This window comes from Amycolatopsis sp. NPDC004368, from assembly GCF_053602515.1.
The window spans coordinates 1-15,958 of sequence record NZ_JBSGDT010000068.1 but is presented as its reverse complement, the minus strand read 5'-3'; the positions used below and the strand labels follow the sequence as shown (position 1 = coordinate 15,958).

12 protein-coding genes and 2 pseudogenes are annotated in these 15,958 nt (G+C 65.7%); 9 read left to right on the top strand and 5 right to left on the bottom strand.

What is annotated here, in order from left to right; genetic code table 11:
* The first annotated feature begins 389 nt into the window (after positions 1-389).
* From ACWEOE_RS41570 to ACWEOE_RS41555, 4 genes are all read left to right on the top strand, one after another.
* Positions 390-1,226: an SDR family NAD(P)-dependent oxidoreductase gene (locus ACWEOE_RS41570; protein ID WP_452019267.1), complete on the top strand. Its 837-nt coding sequence runs from the start codon at positions 390-392 to the stop codon at positions 1,224-1,226.
* A gap of 341 nt (positions 1,227-1,567) precedes the next feature.
* The gene (locus ACWEOE_RS41565; protein WP_452019265.1) at positions 1,568-2,437 is read left to right on the top strand and encodes a class I SAM-dependent methyltransferase; all 870 of its coding nucleotides are present in this window, start codon (positions 1,568-1,570) and stop codon (positions 2,435-2,437) included.
* Complete coding sequence (locus ACWEOE_RS41560; protein WP_452019263.1) at positions 2,428-3,306, top strand: alpha/beta fold hydrolase; 879 nt, start codon at positions 2,428-2,430, stop codon at positions 3,304-3,306. The genes ACWEOE_RS41565 and ACWEOE_RS41560 overlap by 10 nt, the downstream gene beginning before the upstream one ends.
* Entirely contained in the window at positions 3,303-4,142 is an 840-nt protein-coding gene (locus ACWEOE_RS41555) for a GNAT family N-acetyltransferase (RefSeq protein WP_452019261.1), read from the top strand. The genes ACWEOE_RS41560 and ACWEOE_RS41555 overlap by 4 nt, the downstream gene beginning before the upstream one ends.
* A 9-nt stretch (positions 4,143-4,151) precedes the next feature.
* Here ACWEOE_RS41555 and ACWEOE_RS41550 read toward each other — a convergent pair whose 3' ends face one another.
* Complete coding sequence (locus ACWEOE_RS41550; RefSeq protein ID WP_452019259.1) at positions 4,152-4,799, bottom strand: LysE family translocator; 648 nt, start codon at positions 4,797-4,799, stop codon at positions 4,152-4,154.
* Between the two features lie 460 nt (positions 4,800-5,259).
* On the opposite strand from ACWEOE_RS41550, the pseudogene ACWEOE_RS41545 reads away from it, so the two are divergent.
* Positions 5,260-5,730: pseudogene (locus tag ACWEOE_RS41545) on the top strand (cupin domain-containing protein); the annotation flags it as partial.
* 1,304 nt (positions 5,731-7,034) lie between these two features.
* On the opposite strand, the gene ACWEOE_RS41540 reads toward ACWEOE_RS41545, so the two are convergent.
* Positions 7,035-7,655 (bottom strand): TetR/AcrR family transcriptional regulator, encoded by a 621-nt coding sequence (locus ACWEOE_RS41540; RefSeq protein WP_452019257.1) that lies wholly within the window; start codon positions 7,653-7,655, stop codon positions 7,035-7,037.
* 131 nt (positions 7,656-7,786) lie between these two features.
* On the opposite strand from ACWEOE_RS41540, the gene ACWEOE_RS41535 reads away from it, so the two are divergent.
* Positions 7,787-8,827 carry an aldo/keto reductase gene (locus tag ACWEOE_RS41535; protein ID WP_452019255.1) on the top strand — a complete coding sequence of 347 codons (1,041 nt, stop codon included), beginning with the start codon at positions 7,787-7,789 and terminating at the stop codon, positions 8,825-8,827.
* A gap of 377 nt (positions 8,828-9,204) precedes the next feature.
* On the opposite strand, the gene ACWEOE_RS41530 is transcribed toward ACWEOE_RS41535, so the two are convergent.
* The 3 genes from ACWEOE_RS41530 to ACWEOE_RS41520 all read right to left on the bottom strand — a co-directional run bounded on the left by ACWEOE_RS41530 (position 9,205) and on the right by ACWEOE_RS41520 (position 14,657).
* A complete protein-coding gene (locus tag ACWEOE_RS41530; protein ID WP_452019253.1) occupies positions 9,205-9,990 on the bottom strand; it encodes an isoprenyl transferase in 786 nt (261 codons plus the stop codon).
* A gap of 56 nt (positions 9,991-10,046) precedes the next feature.
* The gene (locus ACWEOE_RS41525; RefSeq protein WP_452019251.1) at positions 10,047-11,372 is read right to left on the bottom strand and encodes a bifunctional alpha/beta hydrolase/OsmC family protein; all 1,326 of its coding nucleotides are present in this window, start codon (positions 11,370-11,372) and stop codon (positions 10,047-10,049) included.
* Positions 11,373-11,882: 510 nt separating this feature from the next.
* Positions 11,883-14,657 (bottom strand): AAA family ATPase, encoded by a 2,775-nt coding sequence (locus ACWEOE_RS41520; RefSeq protein ID WP_452019249.1) that lies wholly within the window; start codon positions 14,655-14,657, stop codon positions 11,883-11,885.
* Positions 14,658-14,731: 74 nt separating this feature from the next.
* Between ACWEOE_RS41520 and ACWEOE_RS41515 the strand changes: the two are divergent.
* The 3 genes and pseudogenes from ACWEOE_RS41515 to ACWEOE_RS41505 all read left to right on the top strand — a co-directional run.
* Positions 14,732-14,962: pseudogene (locus ACWEOE_RS41515) on the top strand (cupin domain-containing protein); the annotation flags it as partial.
* A 131-nt stretch (positions 14,963-15,093) separates the two neighbouring features.
* Complete coding sequence (locus ACWEOE_RS41510; RefSeq protein WP_452019269.1) at positions 15,094-15,408, top strand: helix-turn-helix domain-containing protein; 315 nt, start codon at positions 15,094-15,096, stop codon at positions 15,406-15,408.
* A 367-nt stretch (positions 15,409-15,775) separates the two neighbouring features.
* The coding region (locus ACWEOE_RS41505; protein WP_452019247.1) for a hypothetical protein at positions 15,776-15,958 on the top strand (183 nt) is incomplete at its 3' end.

The window sequence follows — 15,958 nt, the reverse complement described above, 5'->3', positions numbered from 1 at the left end:
TGCCGAAACCGATGACGAGGACGTCGGCTTGGATGGAGTTCCCAACGCTTTCCATGATCTTTGGCCCTTTTACGCGTCAAGGTGGACAAAACAACTCCCCGAGCGTGCCCTGCGGCCGCCGGCATCGCATCCGGGTACACCCGAGCCGTCGCTGCGGTCCACCCGCTGATCACTGATCTGAGCGCGCCATTCCGAGTGAGTTCGCCAGACCGAGCAACAAGCCGACACCCGGACCCGACTGGGGATTCCGTCGATGCGAGAGGGATCGGACATCGGCACAGTTCCCCGGACGGCCTCGAACAAGGCCAAGGCTGGATCAAGGCCCCGACAACGACGGGGCGAGTGCATCGATGAGACAACCGAGGGCGGAACCGGAGGAAGCGATGAACATGAACACCAACTGGCTCGAGGGTCTGGGGTCTCAAACGGCCGGGGCCGGTGAGCCGAAGTCGACGCCGGTGTTCGACGGGCAGAAACTGGTGGTGGTCGGCGGCACCAGCGGCATGGGACGCCAGACGGCGGCCGACGTCGTGGCGGCCGGTGGATCCGTGGTCGTGATTGGTCGCGACAAAGCCAAAGTCGACGAGACGGTGAAGTCCCTGGGGGAGGGGAAGGCGGTGAGCGGGATCGCCGCGGACTTGGCGGACCGGGGGCAGGTGGAGGAGGTCCGCCGGCAGCTCACGGAAGAACACGGCGATGCCACGCTGCTCGTGAACGCCGCCGGAGTTTTCATCCCCAAGCCATTCCTCGACCACGACGGCGCGGCTTATGATTCCTATCACGAGCTGAACCGGGCGATCTTCTTCATCACCCAGACGGTGGTCCGCGGGATGCTCGATCGCGAACGCGGCGGCTCCATCGTCAACATCGGGAGCATGTGGGCACACCAAGCAGTCGGAGCCACTCCGTCGGCGGCCTATTCCGCGGCCAAGGGCGGGCTCCACGCGCTCACACACAACTTGGCCCTCGAGCTGGCACCCCACAATATCCGGGTCAACGCCGTCGCGCCGGCTGTCGTTGCGACACCGATCTACGAGAAGTTCGTGCCCCGCGATCAGCTCGAGCAGACCCTCCGCAGCTTCGACGGGTTCCACCCGCTCGGCCGGGTCGGAACGCCCCGCGACCTGGCGAACACGATCACCTTCCTGCTCTCGCCGGCCACGAGCTGGGTGACCGGCGCCATCTGGAACGTCGACGGTGGCGTGATGGCAGGCCGGAACGCTTAGATGCGGCCAGGGCCCCGGCTCGCTGTGGAGATTCGTCGGCGGATCCACCGCGAGCCGGGTGTTGGCACGATCCGGGGGCGCACCGGAATCCCCGGCGACTGGCCATTCGGACAACATGCTCGGCATTACTGATCTCTTTGACAGCTTTGATCTCTCGCACGTAGGAAGCTGATCAAGTCGGCGACTCACGAACTCGGGTTCGAACGGATCCGGGCTCGTGAGTGAAGCGCCGCACCGAGACGGCGGAGGCCGTTGCGGTTCTTCAGCTGGGGTGCTCACCGGTTCCCCGAGGCGTTTCACACGCTCGAACGCGGTGCGCAGCGAGAAGTCACAGGAGATCGATGTCAGTCGAAAGCCGCTACGAGACGAGTGGCATAAGTCATGAGATTCCTTCCGAGTCCGAACGACTCGACGCGCTGTCCCGGTTTCTCGACCCGGTTACGTTCGAGACGCTCGAACAGGTGAACATCCGCCCCGATTGGGCGTGCCTTGATGTCGGCGCCGGCAACGGATCAGTCGCAGAGTGGCTGGCCCGAAAGGTGCCTGTGGGCAGTGTTTTGGCCACTGACCTGGACATCCGCTACCTCCGCGAGGACGTCGAACGGATGACCCCGCTCGTCCACGACGTCGTCCGAAACGACTTTGCGCCGGCATCGTTCGACTTGGTACACGTGAGGATGCTGCTGATGCATTTGCCCCGGCCCGAGGAAGTGGTGCGCAAGCTCGTTCGCTGGTTGAAGCCGGGCGGGTATCTGGTGATCGGTGGCTTCGACGTCTCTGTCGGCGCTGCCTCTCCCCATCCGCCGATGGCGCGGGTGGCGGACGGAATGCAGCGGATGCTGCGCGAAGACATCGGTACCGATCTCCGCACAGAGCGGCTGGCGCCGCAGTGGATGCGTCGGAACGATCTGATCGACGTTCACGTGGCCTATCACCCGGCGGTGGCCGGCAGCGGTCACCCGGGCCAGGCGTTCCTGCGTGCTTCGCTCGAGCAATTGCAGCCCGCCATCGTGGGGAAGGGCCTCTGCCAGACCAGCGATTTCGAAGCCTTCTACAAGTGGCTGGACGACCCCGACTCGGTCGACGTCTACGGAGTGGTCCCCATGATCCGCGGGCGCAAGCCGGGCGGTGGGCCGCTGGCAGGGAGTCACCACTCCGACGCGGTGGCCGCCGTGCGTCGGCGGCAAGGAGGAGTGAAGGGGTGTTGGTAGACGTGCGACAGGTTTTCATCGATGGCGTCCGTCAGGTGTACCGAGTCGCGGGAGACGGACCGGTCTGTCTCGTGCACCCCGGGGGGCCGGGCATCGATCCGGGATACCTCCGGTTTCCGGAACTGGAGAAAGCGCTGACTTTGGTCTACCTGGATCCGATCGGGTCCGGGGACAGCGATCTCCTGCCTGGCGGGGACTACTCGATGTCACGCTACGTGGATTTCGCCGCCGGCGTCATGGACGACCTCGGTGTTCGGGAGGCGTACTTCCTCGGCCATTCTCATGGCGGCTTCGTCGGGCTGCAGTTCGGCTTGGACAAACCCGAACGCGTCACCGGACTGATTCTCTACGACACAGCGCCCCTGCAGAACGAACAGCTGTGGGCAGCGGCCACCGAGGAGATGGAAGCTTTCGCCCGGCGGTGGCCCGGCCGGCCCGAAGCTGTCGAAGCGGCGAGGGTCTGGAAGGCCGCCAAAGTGGACCACACCCTGAAGGTCGCGGACGACGAATCGCACAAACTGTTTCTCGCGGCGATCCTGCCGGCGTACTTCGCCGACTACCGCAAAACAGCTGAAGAAGTCGGAGCGGACCTTGCGCTCGGCGTCCGGCACGACCCGAACCGGCTCCCGGTCGATTGGGACGTCCGTGACCGACTGCACGCTATTGGCGTTCCTGCGCTCATCATCGCGGGAACCTACGACTTCGTCTGCCCGCTTCGATTCTCGCGCCTGATGCGAGACGTGCTGCCGCAGGGAAGGCTGCGAGAGTTGGCGCACAGCGGGCACTTCGGGCACCTCGAACAGCCCGAGGAATTTACCGAAGCAGTCGTGGAATTCGTTAACGAGACAGAGAGGATGTCAATACGGTGAGCAATGTACCGGTGGGTCTCGCCGAGCAATCGGAGATCGCGGCCTATGTGGATTTCATGGGTGGGGCTCCTGCGGAACTCAGGAGCAAACTGGGTATCGAGATCTTTCAAGACGGGCCTGTGCGGGCTCTCTACGTCCGGGAAGACAGCAGCATGTTCTTCAACCGAGCAGGGGGTTTCGGATCTGATCGGGGCAAGATCACCGCGGAGTCGGTCGAGCGAGTACGCGATTTTTTCCGGGAAGCCGGCGCGGCGGCAAGCTCGATCCTGGTAGCGCCGCCCTTGCGACCGCAGAACTGGGCGAAGACGGCGGCCGCCCTAGGTTTCACCGAGGGCGCGACATACGTCAAGCTCGGTTGTGAAGTCGAGACGGCACTCTTGACGCTCGACGGCAGTTCGTCGCTCGACCCGGCCTTGAGGGTCGGCGAGGTCGAGTCAGCACAGGCGCACGAATGGGCCGGTGTGATGATGTCGACCTTCGGGTTCGACCGGGCCCTCGTCGATGCCGCGGCCGCCTGCGTGGGCAGGCCGGGCTGGCGGCAGTTCGCCGCCTGGGAAGAAGACCGGATCGTCGGCGTCGGCAGTGTCTTCCTCCACGGTGAATGCGCGCAGATTTTCGGTGGTGCCACCGTTCCCGGCGCGCGACGCCGTGGAGTCCAAACCGCATTGCTCACAGCGCGCGCGGGTGCTGCGGGTGCGGCCGGTTGCCGTTGGCTGGTGGCGGAGACCGGAGCCGAACGTCCTGGTGAACACAACTCTTCGCTGCACAACATGCTCCGCACCGGCTTCGAGCCCCTCTACGAACGGACGAGCTGGATTTACCGCGCCGAGCGGTAGCCGGCGCGGTCAGAGCTTTTCGAATGCCAGGCGCAAGCCGAGTCCGATGAGGACGGAACCGGTGATGCGCTCGAGATTTCGCCGCACCTTTCCGCTCCTGAGAAAGCGGCGCGCCATGCCGACGAACGCGGCGACCACCATGAACCAGCTTCCGTCGATGATGACCGCTATGCCGCCGAGGAACAAGCTGGCCACAAGAACGTTCTCGCCCGGAGGAATGAACTGCGGGTAGAAAGCGAACATGAACACGGCGATCTTCGGGTTCGTCACGTTGGTCACGAGTCCGGTCGTCGCCGAGCGCCATGCCTTGGGTTGATTGTCCACGACGTCACCGGTGTCCGCAGCGTCGGTCGTGTGCCGGGAGGCGAGCCACGCCTGCACCCCGAGCGCGACCAGAACCGCTGCGCCGCAGATCCGGAGAACGGTATACGCCACTTCACTCGCGGCCACCAGGCCGGCCAGGCCGGCCGACGCGGCCAGAACCCACAGGAAGAGACCGCCTTCGATCCCGACCACGACGGGAAGCGCCGCGCGCGGGCCGCCGATCGCGCTTCGCCTGATGATGAGAGCCGTCGTGGACCCGGGAATCATCGATCCGAGCAGGGTGGCAATGGCGAACCCGCCCAGGTTGGACCAGGAAATCAATTGAGGCTCCATTGTTTGTCCTCGGGGAGATGGGGCCGGCTCGGACCTCCTGGCGGCCGGATCCGGTGGGGAGCTGGAGCCCCACACCGAGGAGATCTTGACTATAACCTTTGACTGTAGCCAAGGCGCCTCAGCCGTGCTAGCGCTTGTGCGGTGGGTCGCATTGATCTGGCCGAATGTGCCGGTCGGGCGGCCCGAAAGTCTGCCGGGTAATCTGCCGTCTTGCTGTTGAGATCACCGCGTCGCATTCTTCGGGGAAACAGTGCGAAATCCGCATGGTCGCGCTGCTGCTGAGAGTTTCATGAGCGAGAAGGGGGTCAGTCCTCGACCAACGCAACCGGTGACCCGTTTCCACGAGGTCGAGGACTGGATCGCGGAGGAAGGTGGGCCACTTGCACTCGCGGCCTCGGCCGACTCCCGCCGTGTCCGAAGTGCGAGGATCGCTTAGCTCGTCGGTGGCGATCGCTGGGGTGTTGAGCCGGGAGAGCGGGCGGACGCGACCTTCCATGTCGTGCTCTGCGGCTCGGCCTTGATCGAGATCGCCGGGGCGGGGCCGCGACGGCTGCTGGCCGGCGACGTCGTGCTCCTCCCGTCTTGGACGCGCCACCGGCTTTACTCGGGTCAAGGGCAGTCGTGTGCGCCGTTCGAACACGTGGCAGTCGACGGGTCACGCCGTGCAGGAAGGTGTCTCAGAGTTGGACGTGGTGAGGCGTCCACCCGCCTGATGTGTGGCTTCTACCATGAGGAGAACATGGGAGCCGCGTGGCCGCGCGAACTGCAGGCCCCGTTCACCTTCGTCCGCGCGGAGGCCGACAACGCATTGGTCCACGTATTGCAGCTGCTGCTGTACGACGTGGGTATCGTATCGGGCAAGATGCCGGGCCGGTGCTCGATCGGCTCGTGGAAGTACTGCTTGCCCACGCTGACCGCTGCGGGGCGATGACCGTCGCACCTGCGTTGTCTCCGGCACCAGAGCTGCCGGCGTTACTTTGTAGTGGGCGTTGCGAGCGGCGTGCCGCTGCGGCTCTGTTCGCCGTAGGGCGTGTCGGGAGGCGGCTGCCAGTAAAGCGCTTCGCTGGCGTGAAGTGAGCGAAACCGCGATCGAGCGGGCCACGACGCTGAGCTTCTCGCGTTGTTCGGCGACCACCTCGGGCTGCCGAGCACGGGTGTCCGATTGGCTCGATTCCGATGAGGTTGTCGAGAGAAGCTTCCGGGTTGCGCCAGAAATGGCGGTTGACCTCGAGGCGACTTCCATTCGGGCGGGCTGGTAGGCCCACGTTGTGAACTTCGCGGCGCCACGAAATTCGGAAAGCCTGCGGATGATCGAAAGCGCCGCGTACGCGGCCGCCTGGCTGGTTAGACCGTCGAGCTCCGGCCCACGCATGTTCGCTTCTCTCGCGCACCTCCCGGTTTCGGCGTGCGCGGCCGTGAGCAGGTACCCGTAGTGCGCAGGCATCGCCCCGATCGCGGTTGCGGCCGCCGGACACGAGGTCGCGCCACCATCTGCCACTTTCGTCGAAACACTGCATCAGACGCGGCTCGTGGAAAGGATCGGGCGGGAGTGGCGGACCGACCTGACAACGATACGGAAGCCGGCTCCCGAAGTTCCATGGCCGAGGCGCTCACGTTCGCGGCCGACCGTCTCACTGCCGGGTCCGGCGTAGCGGGGGAGGTGATCGAACTCGGTGTCGGCGTGCTTGAGCTGCGAATGGCCCACACGTGAGGAGATGCTTGGCCGTTTTGGCTGCGGCATCGATGGCGCTTATCGTCGCCTTCGTCGCCGCCCCGGTGCAACCGTGCGCCGTGGACGCGGGTAGCGACACGATCACGGCGTTCGACGCCTACCGGAGTTCGCTGACACTCCGGGGCAAGGGGGCTTCACGCGGCACGGGACCAAGCTGGTCGACACGACTGGACCGCTGGGGCGCACCGTCGGCCCGGCCGGTTGTTGAGCGGGTGGTGATCGGTGGAACCACGACCTGCCGGGCGAAGGCGGATGGCAAAGGGGTGTTCGCCGACAACACCGGCACGAGCACCGTGTCGCGGTACATCGGCCCGGGGGAAGGCTCGCTCCGATCGGGACCGCGGAAACACGGCGAGCCCGGTCGGCCTCGCAGTGACTGGCGATGGGGTTTACCTGTACGCCGAAGCCAGTGGTGCAGGGAGCATGGGTGCCCTCCGGATGAACGACACCGCGGGTCGAGCTTCATCACGTCACGCAGTGCGGTCGTCACGTGAGGTGATTGCTCAGTCCGCTGGGCGGCGAAAGGCGCCGTACCACCAGATGCTCGCCAGCTCGCGAGCGAAATCTGCGTCCCGGGTGGGTTCTTCGACTTCGATGTGGTCGAAGATGGCCCGTTCGCCGGCCACCACGATCACCCGCGCCGCGCTGGTGAGGTTGAGCCCGCCCGACGCGCGACCGGCGTCCTGCTCCTCGCGCAGGACCGCGACCGTACGGTCCATGAACCGGGCGAGTCCCTCGTGCCAGAACTCGCGTACCGCCGAATCGTAGGCCGCGACCTCTGCGATCGCTCGGAGAATCGCGGCCTGCTCTCGGTAGAGCTTCACGACTCGGAGGAAGGCCTCGGCGTAACAGTCGACGCCGTCTTGGGCTTCCCACCCCGAAATGGTCTCGAACGAGGCATTTCGCATGGTTGCGGCGAGCCGCAGCAGGAGCTCGGTCTTGTCGCGGAAGTGGTGATAGAAGGTCGAACGAGCCACCCCCGCCTCGGCGCAGATGTGCTGGACGCCGAGCTCGGTGAACTTGATGCCGTCGACCAGGAGGCGGTGGGTTGTGTCCAATATGCCGGCTTCAGCGGACGGTGACCGCTGGGCGCCGGAGATTCGTCGCCGGGTGATCGAAGGCATGACGGAATCCTAACGCCAGGGCTCGCGGACAACTCGATGCTACACAGTGATCGGACAGTGTGTAGCATCAACCTCGGGTTCCTTGATCTATCGCCGCGAAGATCACGCTTACGGATGAAGTGGAGTAGCTGGTGAAATATCGGTTGTTGGGCAAGACCGGGGTCTGGGTGTCCGAGATCTCCCTCGGCACCATGACGTTCGGGGGTGCGGAGAACCCGATGTCTCAGCACCTGGGGGCGTTGGGGCAGGAGTCTGCTGACCGGATCATCGGTACTGCGCTGGACGCCGGCGTGAACTTCATCGACACGGCGGACCTCTACGCCGACGGCGAGTCGGAGGAGATCACCGGTCTCGCGATCGCGTCGCGGCGGAAGGAGGTAGTGCTGGCCACCAAACTGCACGCTCCGATCGGGCCAGGCCCCAACGATCGCGGCTTGTCCCGGCTTCACGTGATGCGAGCGCTGGAAGACAGCCTGCGTCGGCTGAAGACCGACTACATCGACCTCTACCAGATCCACAACTATGATCATCTGACACCGTTCGAAGAGACGCTCGGCGCCTTGGACGATGCCGTTCGCCAGGGCAAGGTTCGCTACATCGGTTGCTCCAATCTGGCGGCTTGGCAGGTCAGCAAGGCGCTGGGTGTTTCCGCGCAGCGCAACCAGGCGGCGTTCGTCGCCAACCAGGTCCACTACTCCCTGGTCTCGCGCGATGTCGAGCGCGACGTGGTGCCGATGGCCCAGGATGCCGGGATGAGCCTGACCGTCTGGAGCCCGCTCGCCGGCGGATTCCTGTCGGGCAAGTTCGACCGTGGTGGCGTCACCACGGACGAGGGCGCACGTCGCGTTCGGGCCGGCGGTGACTTCGTGCGGTTCGACGAGGAACAGGGCTTCAAGGTCGTCGACGTGGTGCGCACCGTCGCCGAGCGACACGAAGTGTCACCGGCCCGGGTGTCTCTCGCGTGGCTGCTTGCCCAGCGCGCTGTCACCAGCGTCATCGTCGGCGCGCGCACACTGGAGCAGTTCGAGGACAACGTCGCCGCGACGGATCTCGTCCTGACCGAGCAGGATCTCGCCGAACTCGACGAAGTCAGCCGGCTCCCGACCGCGTACCCGAACTGGATCCAGGAGATGTTCGTCCCGGTGCGGATTCCGCAGTCGAATCTCGCCTGAAGGGGCCACCCCGGAGCATCGGGTGACGGTCGGAGCCGACCGTCACCCGATGGCCTGACGATTTTCGGTTGCTGAGGAGCCAGACCTGTGAGAGCCGGTGAAGCGGTGTGTCCCGAGTCCGACCGGCGGGACCCGTCGGAACGAGGTAACCCCCCCTCGCGTAGCGGTGATCGACTCGACCTGACCGCGACCCGGCCGATGTGTTCCAGCCCGGCTGCTTCCAGCTCATCGCGGACGAACAACGGCGAGTTGCCGTATCAGGCATCGTCCGGGGTTACCGCCAAGCTGATCTGCGGCATGCGGGGACTGCTGGGTTTCCGTGCCGACTGCTGGTGAGCGGTGCTCAGGCGACCCGTTTCCAGTCTTCCCCGTCGTGTTCAGGGCTGGGCCGCGTCAGTCGCTCCGCCGAAGCGCCGATCGCGCTTCGCGAACTCGAGGCAAGCTGCCCACAAGTGCCGGCGATCGTAATCGGGCCACAGGGTGTCCTGGAAGATGAACTCAGCGTACGCGGATTGCCACAGCATGAAGTTCGACGTCCGCTGCTCACCGGATGAGCGCAGGAACAGGTCGACGTCGGGCATCTCCGGCTGGTAGAGGTGCTTCATCACGGTGCGCTCGTCGATCTTGGCGGGGTTGATCTTCCCGTCCACCGCCAGTTGCGCGATCTGTCGTACCGCGTCCGCGATCTCGGCCCGCCCCCCGTAGTTCACGCACATCGTCATGGTGAGCGACGTGTTGTGTTTGGTCTTTTCCTCCGCCGCCTGCAACTCCTTGATGACGCTGCGCCAGAGCTTCGGGGTCCTGCCCGCCCAGCGAATCCGAACTCCGATCGATCCCAGGTAGTCTGTCTGGCGGCGGATCGTGTCACGGTTGAAACCCATTAGGAAGCGAACTTCCTCCGGGCTGCGTTTCCAGTTCTCGGTCGAGAAAGCATAGAGCGAAAGCCATTTGACACCGAGTTCGACCGCGCCGGCTGCGACATCGACGAGTGCGGGCTCGCCTCGTTTGTGGCCCTCGATTCGCGTGAGACCACGCTGGTTGGCCCACCGGCCGTTGCCGTCCATCACGATGGCCACGTGCCGGGGTACCAGCTCGGCCGGGATCGCGGGCGGCCGGGCCCCCGAGGGATGAGGGTCGGGTGCCCGCAGCGTAGAGGTGAACATGGTGAGGATTGGTCCTTCCGTCTTCAAATCGTCCGGGAAGCGATGCACGGTGCCGGCTATCGTTCCGGGGCTGCGAACGATCGCTCCTCTCTGGTCACGATCCGGACTTCCGACTCGAGAGTTTTGTGCACCGGACACTTGTCCGCGATCTCCAGCAGTCGATGTCGCTGGTCGTCGTCCAAGTCGCCGGTGAACCGGATCGTCCGCTCGAACCGGTCGAGCCTTCCGGACTTCGTCTCGCAATCCGCGCAGTCCTGCGCGTGGATGCGGGAGTGGCGGAGGCTCACGGCGACTTGGTCCAGTGGCCAGCCTTTGCGATCGGCGTACATGCGGACAGTCATCGATGTGCAGGCGCCCAGGCCGGCCAGAAGCAGGTCGTACGGATTGGGACCGTTGTCCAGACCCGCCGGTGCAGGTTCGTCGGCGGCGAAAGTATGACGTCCCACCGTCACGGTCTGCCCGAACGGCCCTTCACCGTTCTCCGAAACCGTCACCACGCCTTCTTCGCCCGGCGAATGTGCTGGAGGTGCCTCGACGGCATACCGAGTTGCCCAGCCGGCCAGGACTGCTGCCGCGAACTCCGCATCTCGGCGTCCGGTCAGCAGATGGTCGGCCCCGTCGAGAGCGATGAACGACTTGGGGTGCCGAGCTGTGTCGAAGATTCGGCGGGCGTTCTCGATGCCGACAACGGCATCCGTCGGTGAGTGCATGACGAGCAGAGCGACACCGAGTTTGGCGATCCGTTCGTCCTGCCGCTGAGCGGCGAGGTCGTCCAGGAATTCTTTCCGGATGCGGAAGGTCCGCCCGGCCAGCTCGACATCGGCTTCACCGCGCGTGTTGATTTCGGTGGCGGCCTCGTCGAGTAGCCCGAGCACGTGTTGCGGGTCCGACGGTGCCGCGATGGTGGCGACCGCGCGAGCTTCGGGGATCGATGCCGCCGCCGCGAGAACAGCGGCACCTCCGAGTGAGTGCCCGATGAGCAGCGATGGGGCGACGTGGTGTTCGCGCAGGTAGTCCGCCGCGTGCACCAGGTCCGCGATGTTGGAGGTGAAACCCGAATTGCCGAAGTCGCCGCCGGATTCCCCGAGCCCAGTGAAGTCGAACCGCAAGACGGCGATGCCCTGAGCGGCGAGTGCCCGTGAAACACGAGCCGCGGCCACGGAATCCTTGCTGCAGGTGAAGCAGTGGGCGAAAAGGGCATGCGCTCGCGGCTGTTCGTCAGGCAGCTCCAGTCGCGCGACCAGCGGAGTCCCCTGAGAGCCGGTGAAATTGACTTTGGTGCTCCGCATTCCTTTTCCGCTCATTCCTGCGCCGCGGCAGAACCAAGCGGATCGCTGCGGCCGCCGACCTTGTTGTGAAAGTAATTTCGTTTCGACCCCCATCGTGACTGTACAAGGACTGGCAAGGTCGGCTGCCGTCGCTGATCGGATAGCTTGGTTCTGCTGTCCGAATGATCATCATCGCGTGGGCGTGGACTGAAGCGGCGCCCACGCCGGTCCGGCGAGGCGGAACGGAGCTTGGGCCGGAGGGGCGGTGTGCGGACACGCCCAGCGAGATCCCAGAGCTCGCTCCAGGAATCGTGAACGAGCTCGGAGACTTGTGCGCCGGCGCTCTCCAAGAGGGCCCAGCCTCCCGGTAGAAGAGCCGCTGGTCTTTCACGGTCGCGTACCGGTGATGGACGACGTTCATTTCGGTGACCTCCACGCCTGACCTCGGCTCCGCCCGCCTTGCGGCGGATCAGTCATGAAGGTGCTCCGAGCGGCCACGATCGCATCGGCGAACTCCCCAGCGGCGTGCCGGCGACGAATCGGTGCGACGACGTTTCTGTCTGGCCAGAGAGGAAAAACAGCCGACCGACGGTTCGAGGGGCAAGTGAAGACGGTTCGAGGCTGTCAGCGGCTGTTGCCGCGAAGCCTGTCGCCGAGCTGGGTTCGCGAGCTGATTCCCAGCTTGGCGAAGACTTTGCGCAGGTGATACTGGACGGTGTGCGAGCTGATGAAGAGCCGGCTCGCGATTTCACCGTTCGTCAGGCCGTCCCCGGCCAGGCGCGCGATCTGCTCTTCCTGTGCAGTCAGGTCGGCGGCGGCCGCCTTGGCGACACGCTTGGTGGCGGCGCCTCCCGCGAGCCTCAGCTCTCGCGCAGCACGGTCAGCGAACGCCGTCATGCCCATTTCCGCGAGCATGGTCTGGGCGAGGCGTAGTTCAGCGCGCGCGTCGGCACGGCGGTTCCGGCGGCGCAGCCACTCTCCGAATAGCAGGTGTGCGCGTGCGAGATCTGCCCGCATGCGCGTGCGGCCCAAATGTTCGATCGCTTGACGGTAAAGCGGCTCTGCTTCGTCTCCGCTCGTGAGCAGGGCCTCAGTGCGCCGCTGCACGCCCAGCGCCCAATCCGTGCCGCTGGCCTGCGTCATGCTCGCCAAGCTTCGGTAGGCATCTTCCCCGGCCTTCGGGCGGTTGCCTCGCACGGCGGCTTCGACGAGCTCAGGTATGTGCCAGATCAGCGAGCCCGGTGACGGCTCGAGCCGGACGGCCCGCTCGGCTGCTTCAAAAGCCTCCTGGTAGCGGCCCAGGCCGTTGTTCAGCAATGTCGTGGCCCATTCGGCGAAGGTGATCCCGACTCCCTCCCCGCGAACGGTCGCGTCGGCAGTGGTGGCACCGACCAGCTCGCCCGTGTGGACCAGGTCCCCTCGGAACGCCGCGACACCCATCGGTCCGTACGCCGCGAGGTCGCTTCCGGTGGCGCTGTTCACCGCCTGAGCTTCGTCGGCGAGCGCTGCAGCAGCAGAAACGTCGCCCGAAAAGAGGAGAAAGTATGCCCTGGCCGTCAACGCAAGAGGGAGCTCGGCGAGGTCGCCGACCTCACGAGCCAGCTCGACGTACCGCGCGGACAACCTGTCCCAGGCCGCATCGTTCCAGATGCGCAGCGCCGTCGTGTTCGCCAGCCACAACCAGTGGAGCTCGCCTTCGTGCAGCAAACCCGAGCCGAAACCTTCGAGCGCTTGGCGCAGCTCAGGCAACCCGGCCGCGTACCCGGTGTTGAACGCGGCAGCCGTCCCGTCGAGGAGGAGATCTACGGTGGCGTGGCCGGCCGGTGCCGGCGGCGCCGCGCGGGCGGCGTGGGCGACGTGGAACACATCGCCTTCGGGAGGGGCGAGGCGCCCGGCGAAGATCGCGGCGGACAGTGCTTCCAGATAAGTGGATCTCGCGAGAGCCGCGTCTATCGGTGCCAGCCGAGCAGCTGCTCTTACGAGGAGAGTAGGCGCGTCACCCCCGCGGTTCGAGACGAAAGCCAGTTTCGCACGCACGAGGTCGACCTGTGCGTGCTGGAATTCGTCGAGCGGTCCGGCTTCGGCCGTGGCCAGCAGATCGAGCGCGGGCTGAAACGCGCCGGCCTGGAGTTGAGCCTCAGCCGCCGTGAGTGCACGTGCCGCACGCTTGACGGGGTCCAAGGTCAAAGTCGCGGCGCGGCGCAGGAAAGCCGCGGCGGCCGCGGCTCCGCCTCTGGCCTTCGCGCGATCTGCGGAGCGCAAGAGCTCGAGCGCGACGTCCTCGTCCGGCCCGACAGCGGCGTGCGCACGGTGCCAAGCCTTTCGGTCGGGATCGACTTGGCCGTCGATGACCTGCGAAAGCACTTCGTGCACCCGCAGCCTGTCGGATTCCGAAGCCGACTGGTAGATCGCCGATCGCGCGAGCGGATGCTGGAAGCGGACCCGGGTCCCCAGCTCCGCTAGTCCTGTTTCCGCGGCCGGAGTCGCCGCCGCGGCGTCGATCCCGAGAACGCGGGCCGCGCGCCACACCAGTGCAGGGTCCCCCGAGGTATCGCTGGCGGCGATCAGGAGCAGCTTCTGCGAGGCTTTCGGGAGGGCCGCAGCCCGGCGGCTGAAGCTTTCCTCGATGCTCGACGTGACGTGCATCGCGCTGGGCAGGCCGAAGCCGCCTGCCAGGTCGGCGGGAGACAACCCGCGGGGCAGCTCGAGCAACGCGAGGGGATTGCCCCCCGTGTCCGCGATGATCTGATCGCGGACGCTGGTGTCGACCGGGCCGGTCAGCACAGTGTCCAGCAAGGCCGCGGCTTCGGGCGCTCGCAACCCGCCCACGGGCAGTTCCGGGAGGCCGGCCAGGTCACCGGTGAGGGAGCGAGTCGCGATCACGAGGCCCACGGACTCGTTCAGCAGACGCCTGGCGACGAAGGTGAAAGTTCGCGCGGAGGCCGGGTCGAGCCATTGGAAGTCGTCGACCAGGCACATCAGGGGCTGCTCGGCGGCCGCGTGTGACAAGAGGCCGAGCACCGCCAGGCCGACCAGGAACTTGTCCGGAGCGGTGCCGCTGCTCAGGCCGAGAACGGTTTGCAACGCCTCGCTCTGCGGAGCCGGAAGGCGGTCGAGGTACTCGAGCAGCGGAGCACAGAGCTGGTGCAGCCCAGAGAAGGGCATCTCGAATTCGGATTCGGTTCCGGCTGCGCGTACCACCCGGTAACCCGAGGCCTGCACGGACAAGTAGTCCAGCAGAGCGGTCTTGCCGACCCCGGGCTCGCCGTGCAAGACCAGCGCGTGGCTCCCCCCGGAGCGCACCTCGGCGATCAGGCGGTCGAGCACGCTGCATTCGGCTCGCCGACCGATCAGCTCGGCGGCCCGACGCCACCGAGGCAAGTCTGCTGGTACATACACTCCGCTACGCTAACCTGCGGGATCGTGGTACAAACAGGCCCGTTCCTTACGATTTTCTGTCCGAGAGTTGCACGGTGGACCCGATCAGTCAGTTGTTGCGGATGGCGCAACTAGCAGATCGCCTGGATCGCCGGTGTCTCCTGGGAGCGGCGACCCGAATGAACGTCGCGCGCTCGGCACCGCTGGAGGCTCCTTTCCACGTTCCTCTCGAGGGCGAGTGCCGGTTGGAGGTCGTCGACGCCGTACCGGACTTGCAGCCCGGCGACGTGGTGGTCATACCCGGCGGAGCACCGCACCGGATCACGACTTCGCAAAGCCTTCATCACCACACGTACGGAGGACGGGGCGGGAGCGCCGGCGATAGACCTGTTCTGCGGCCACTACGGGTTCGACACCGGAGCAGGCAGACTGCTGTTTCGCAGCCTGCCGGACCCGGCTGCTCGGGTCCACAAACTTGCCCGTCGCGATCATCTCCGGCCGCGTCGGTTACCAGTCCGAATCGGCGTTCTCCCGCGCGTTCCGCGCCGAGGTCGGTACCACTCCCACTCGTTTCCGCCGGGAACAACTGCAACGAAGAAGCTCGGCAGGAACTCGGGAATGGGGCTCGAAGTCACGCCGAGCCTTCCTCCGAGCTAGGTCGAAGTCGAGGCTGACAGGCCGGCTGCCGCTGAAGGTATGCCGTGGCCGTCCGGATCCGCCGCCGGAACCCGTCTGCGGGGACAGGCCGATTCTCGAGCCTCCAGGCACTTAGCCGGCTTTCGCTCCAGCCGAACCTTGGACGCCGGGTAAAGGTGGCCTCCTGAGCGGTCAGCCCCGTGGTCAGGTCTTGCGGCGCGTGGTGACGACTCCGGAGTATTCGCTTTTACCGCATTGTTTGCGGAAGTGCAAGAGCGTGGATATGATAGAAAGGGCCGGTAATCCGGCTCGCGATGGCAATATCTTGCTCGGTGCGCCGGGCGCTCATGGGACCAGCCGGCCTGGGATTGCGCCAGCCGGTCCGAAATGTCGGAGCACAACCCGATCCTAGTGTGTCCACTGGGGATTTCCCTGACGCGAGTGCGACTGCGTGGCGACAAGTCTGAGCTGACCGAAATTGGATCAGCGATCATGGAGCGGGTATGCAGGCTTCCGGCCACCTCTACATCCAGACCAACGAGATCAAGAACGCGATCATCCACTACGCGCGTGCGGAGAACGGTTCCCTGGCAGAGGTCGAGCGCGTGCTCACCGGTGGTGCCGGGTCCGGGGTGTACAAGCCGATCAGTGGGCAGGAGAGCGCGCCGAACGCTTTTGAGGCGGCG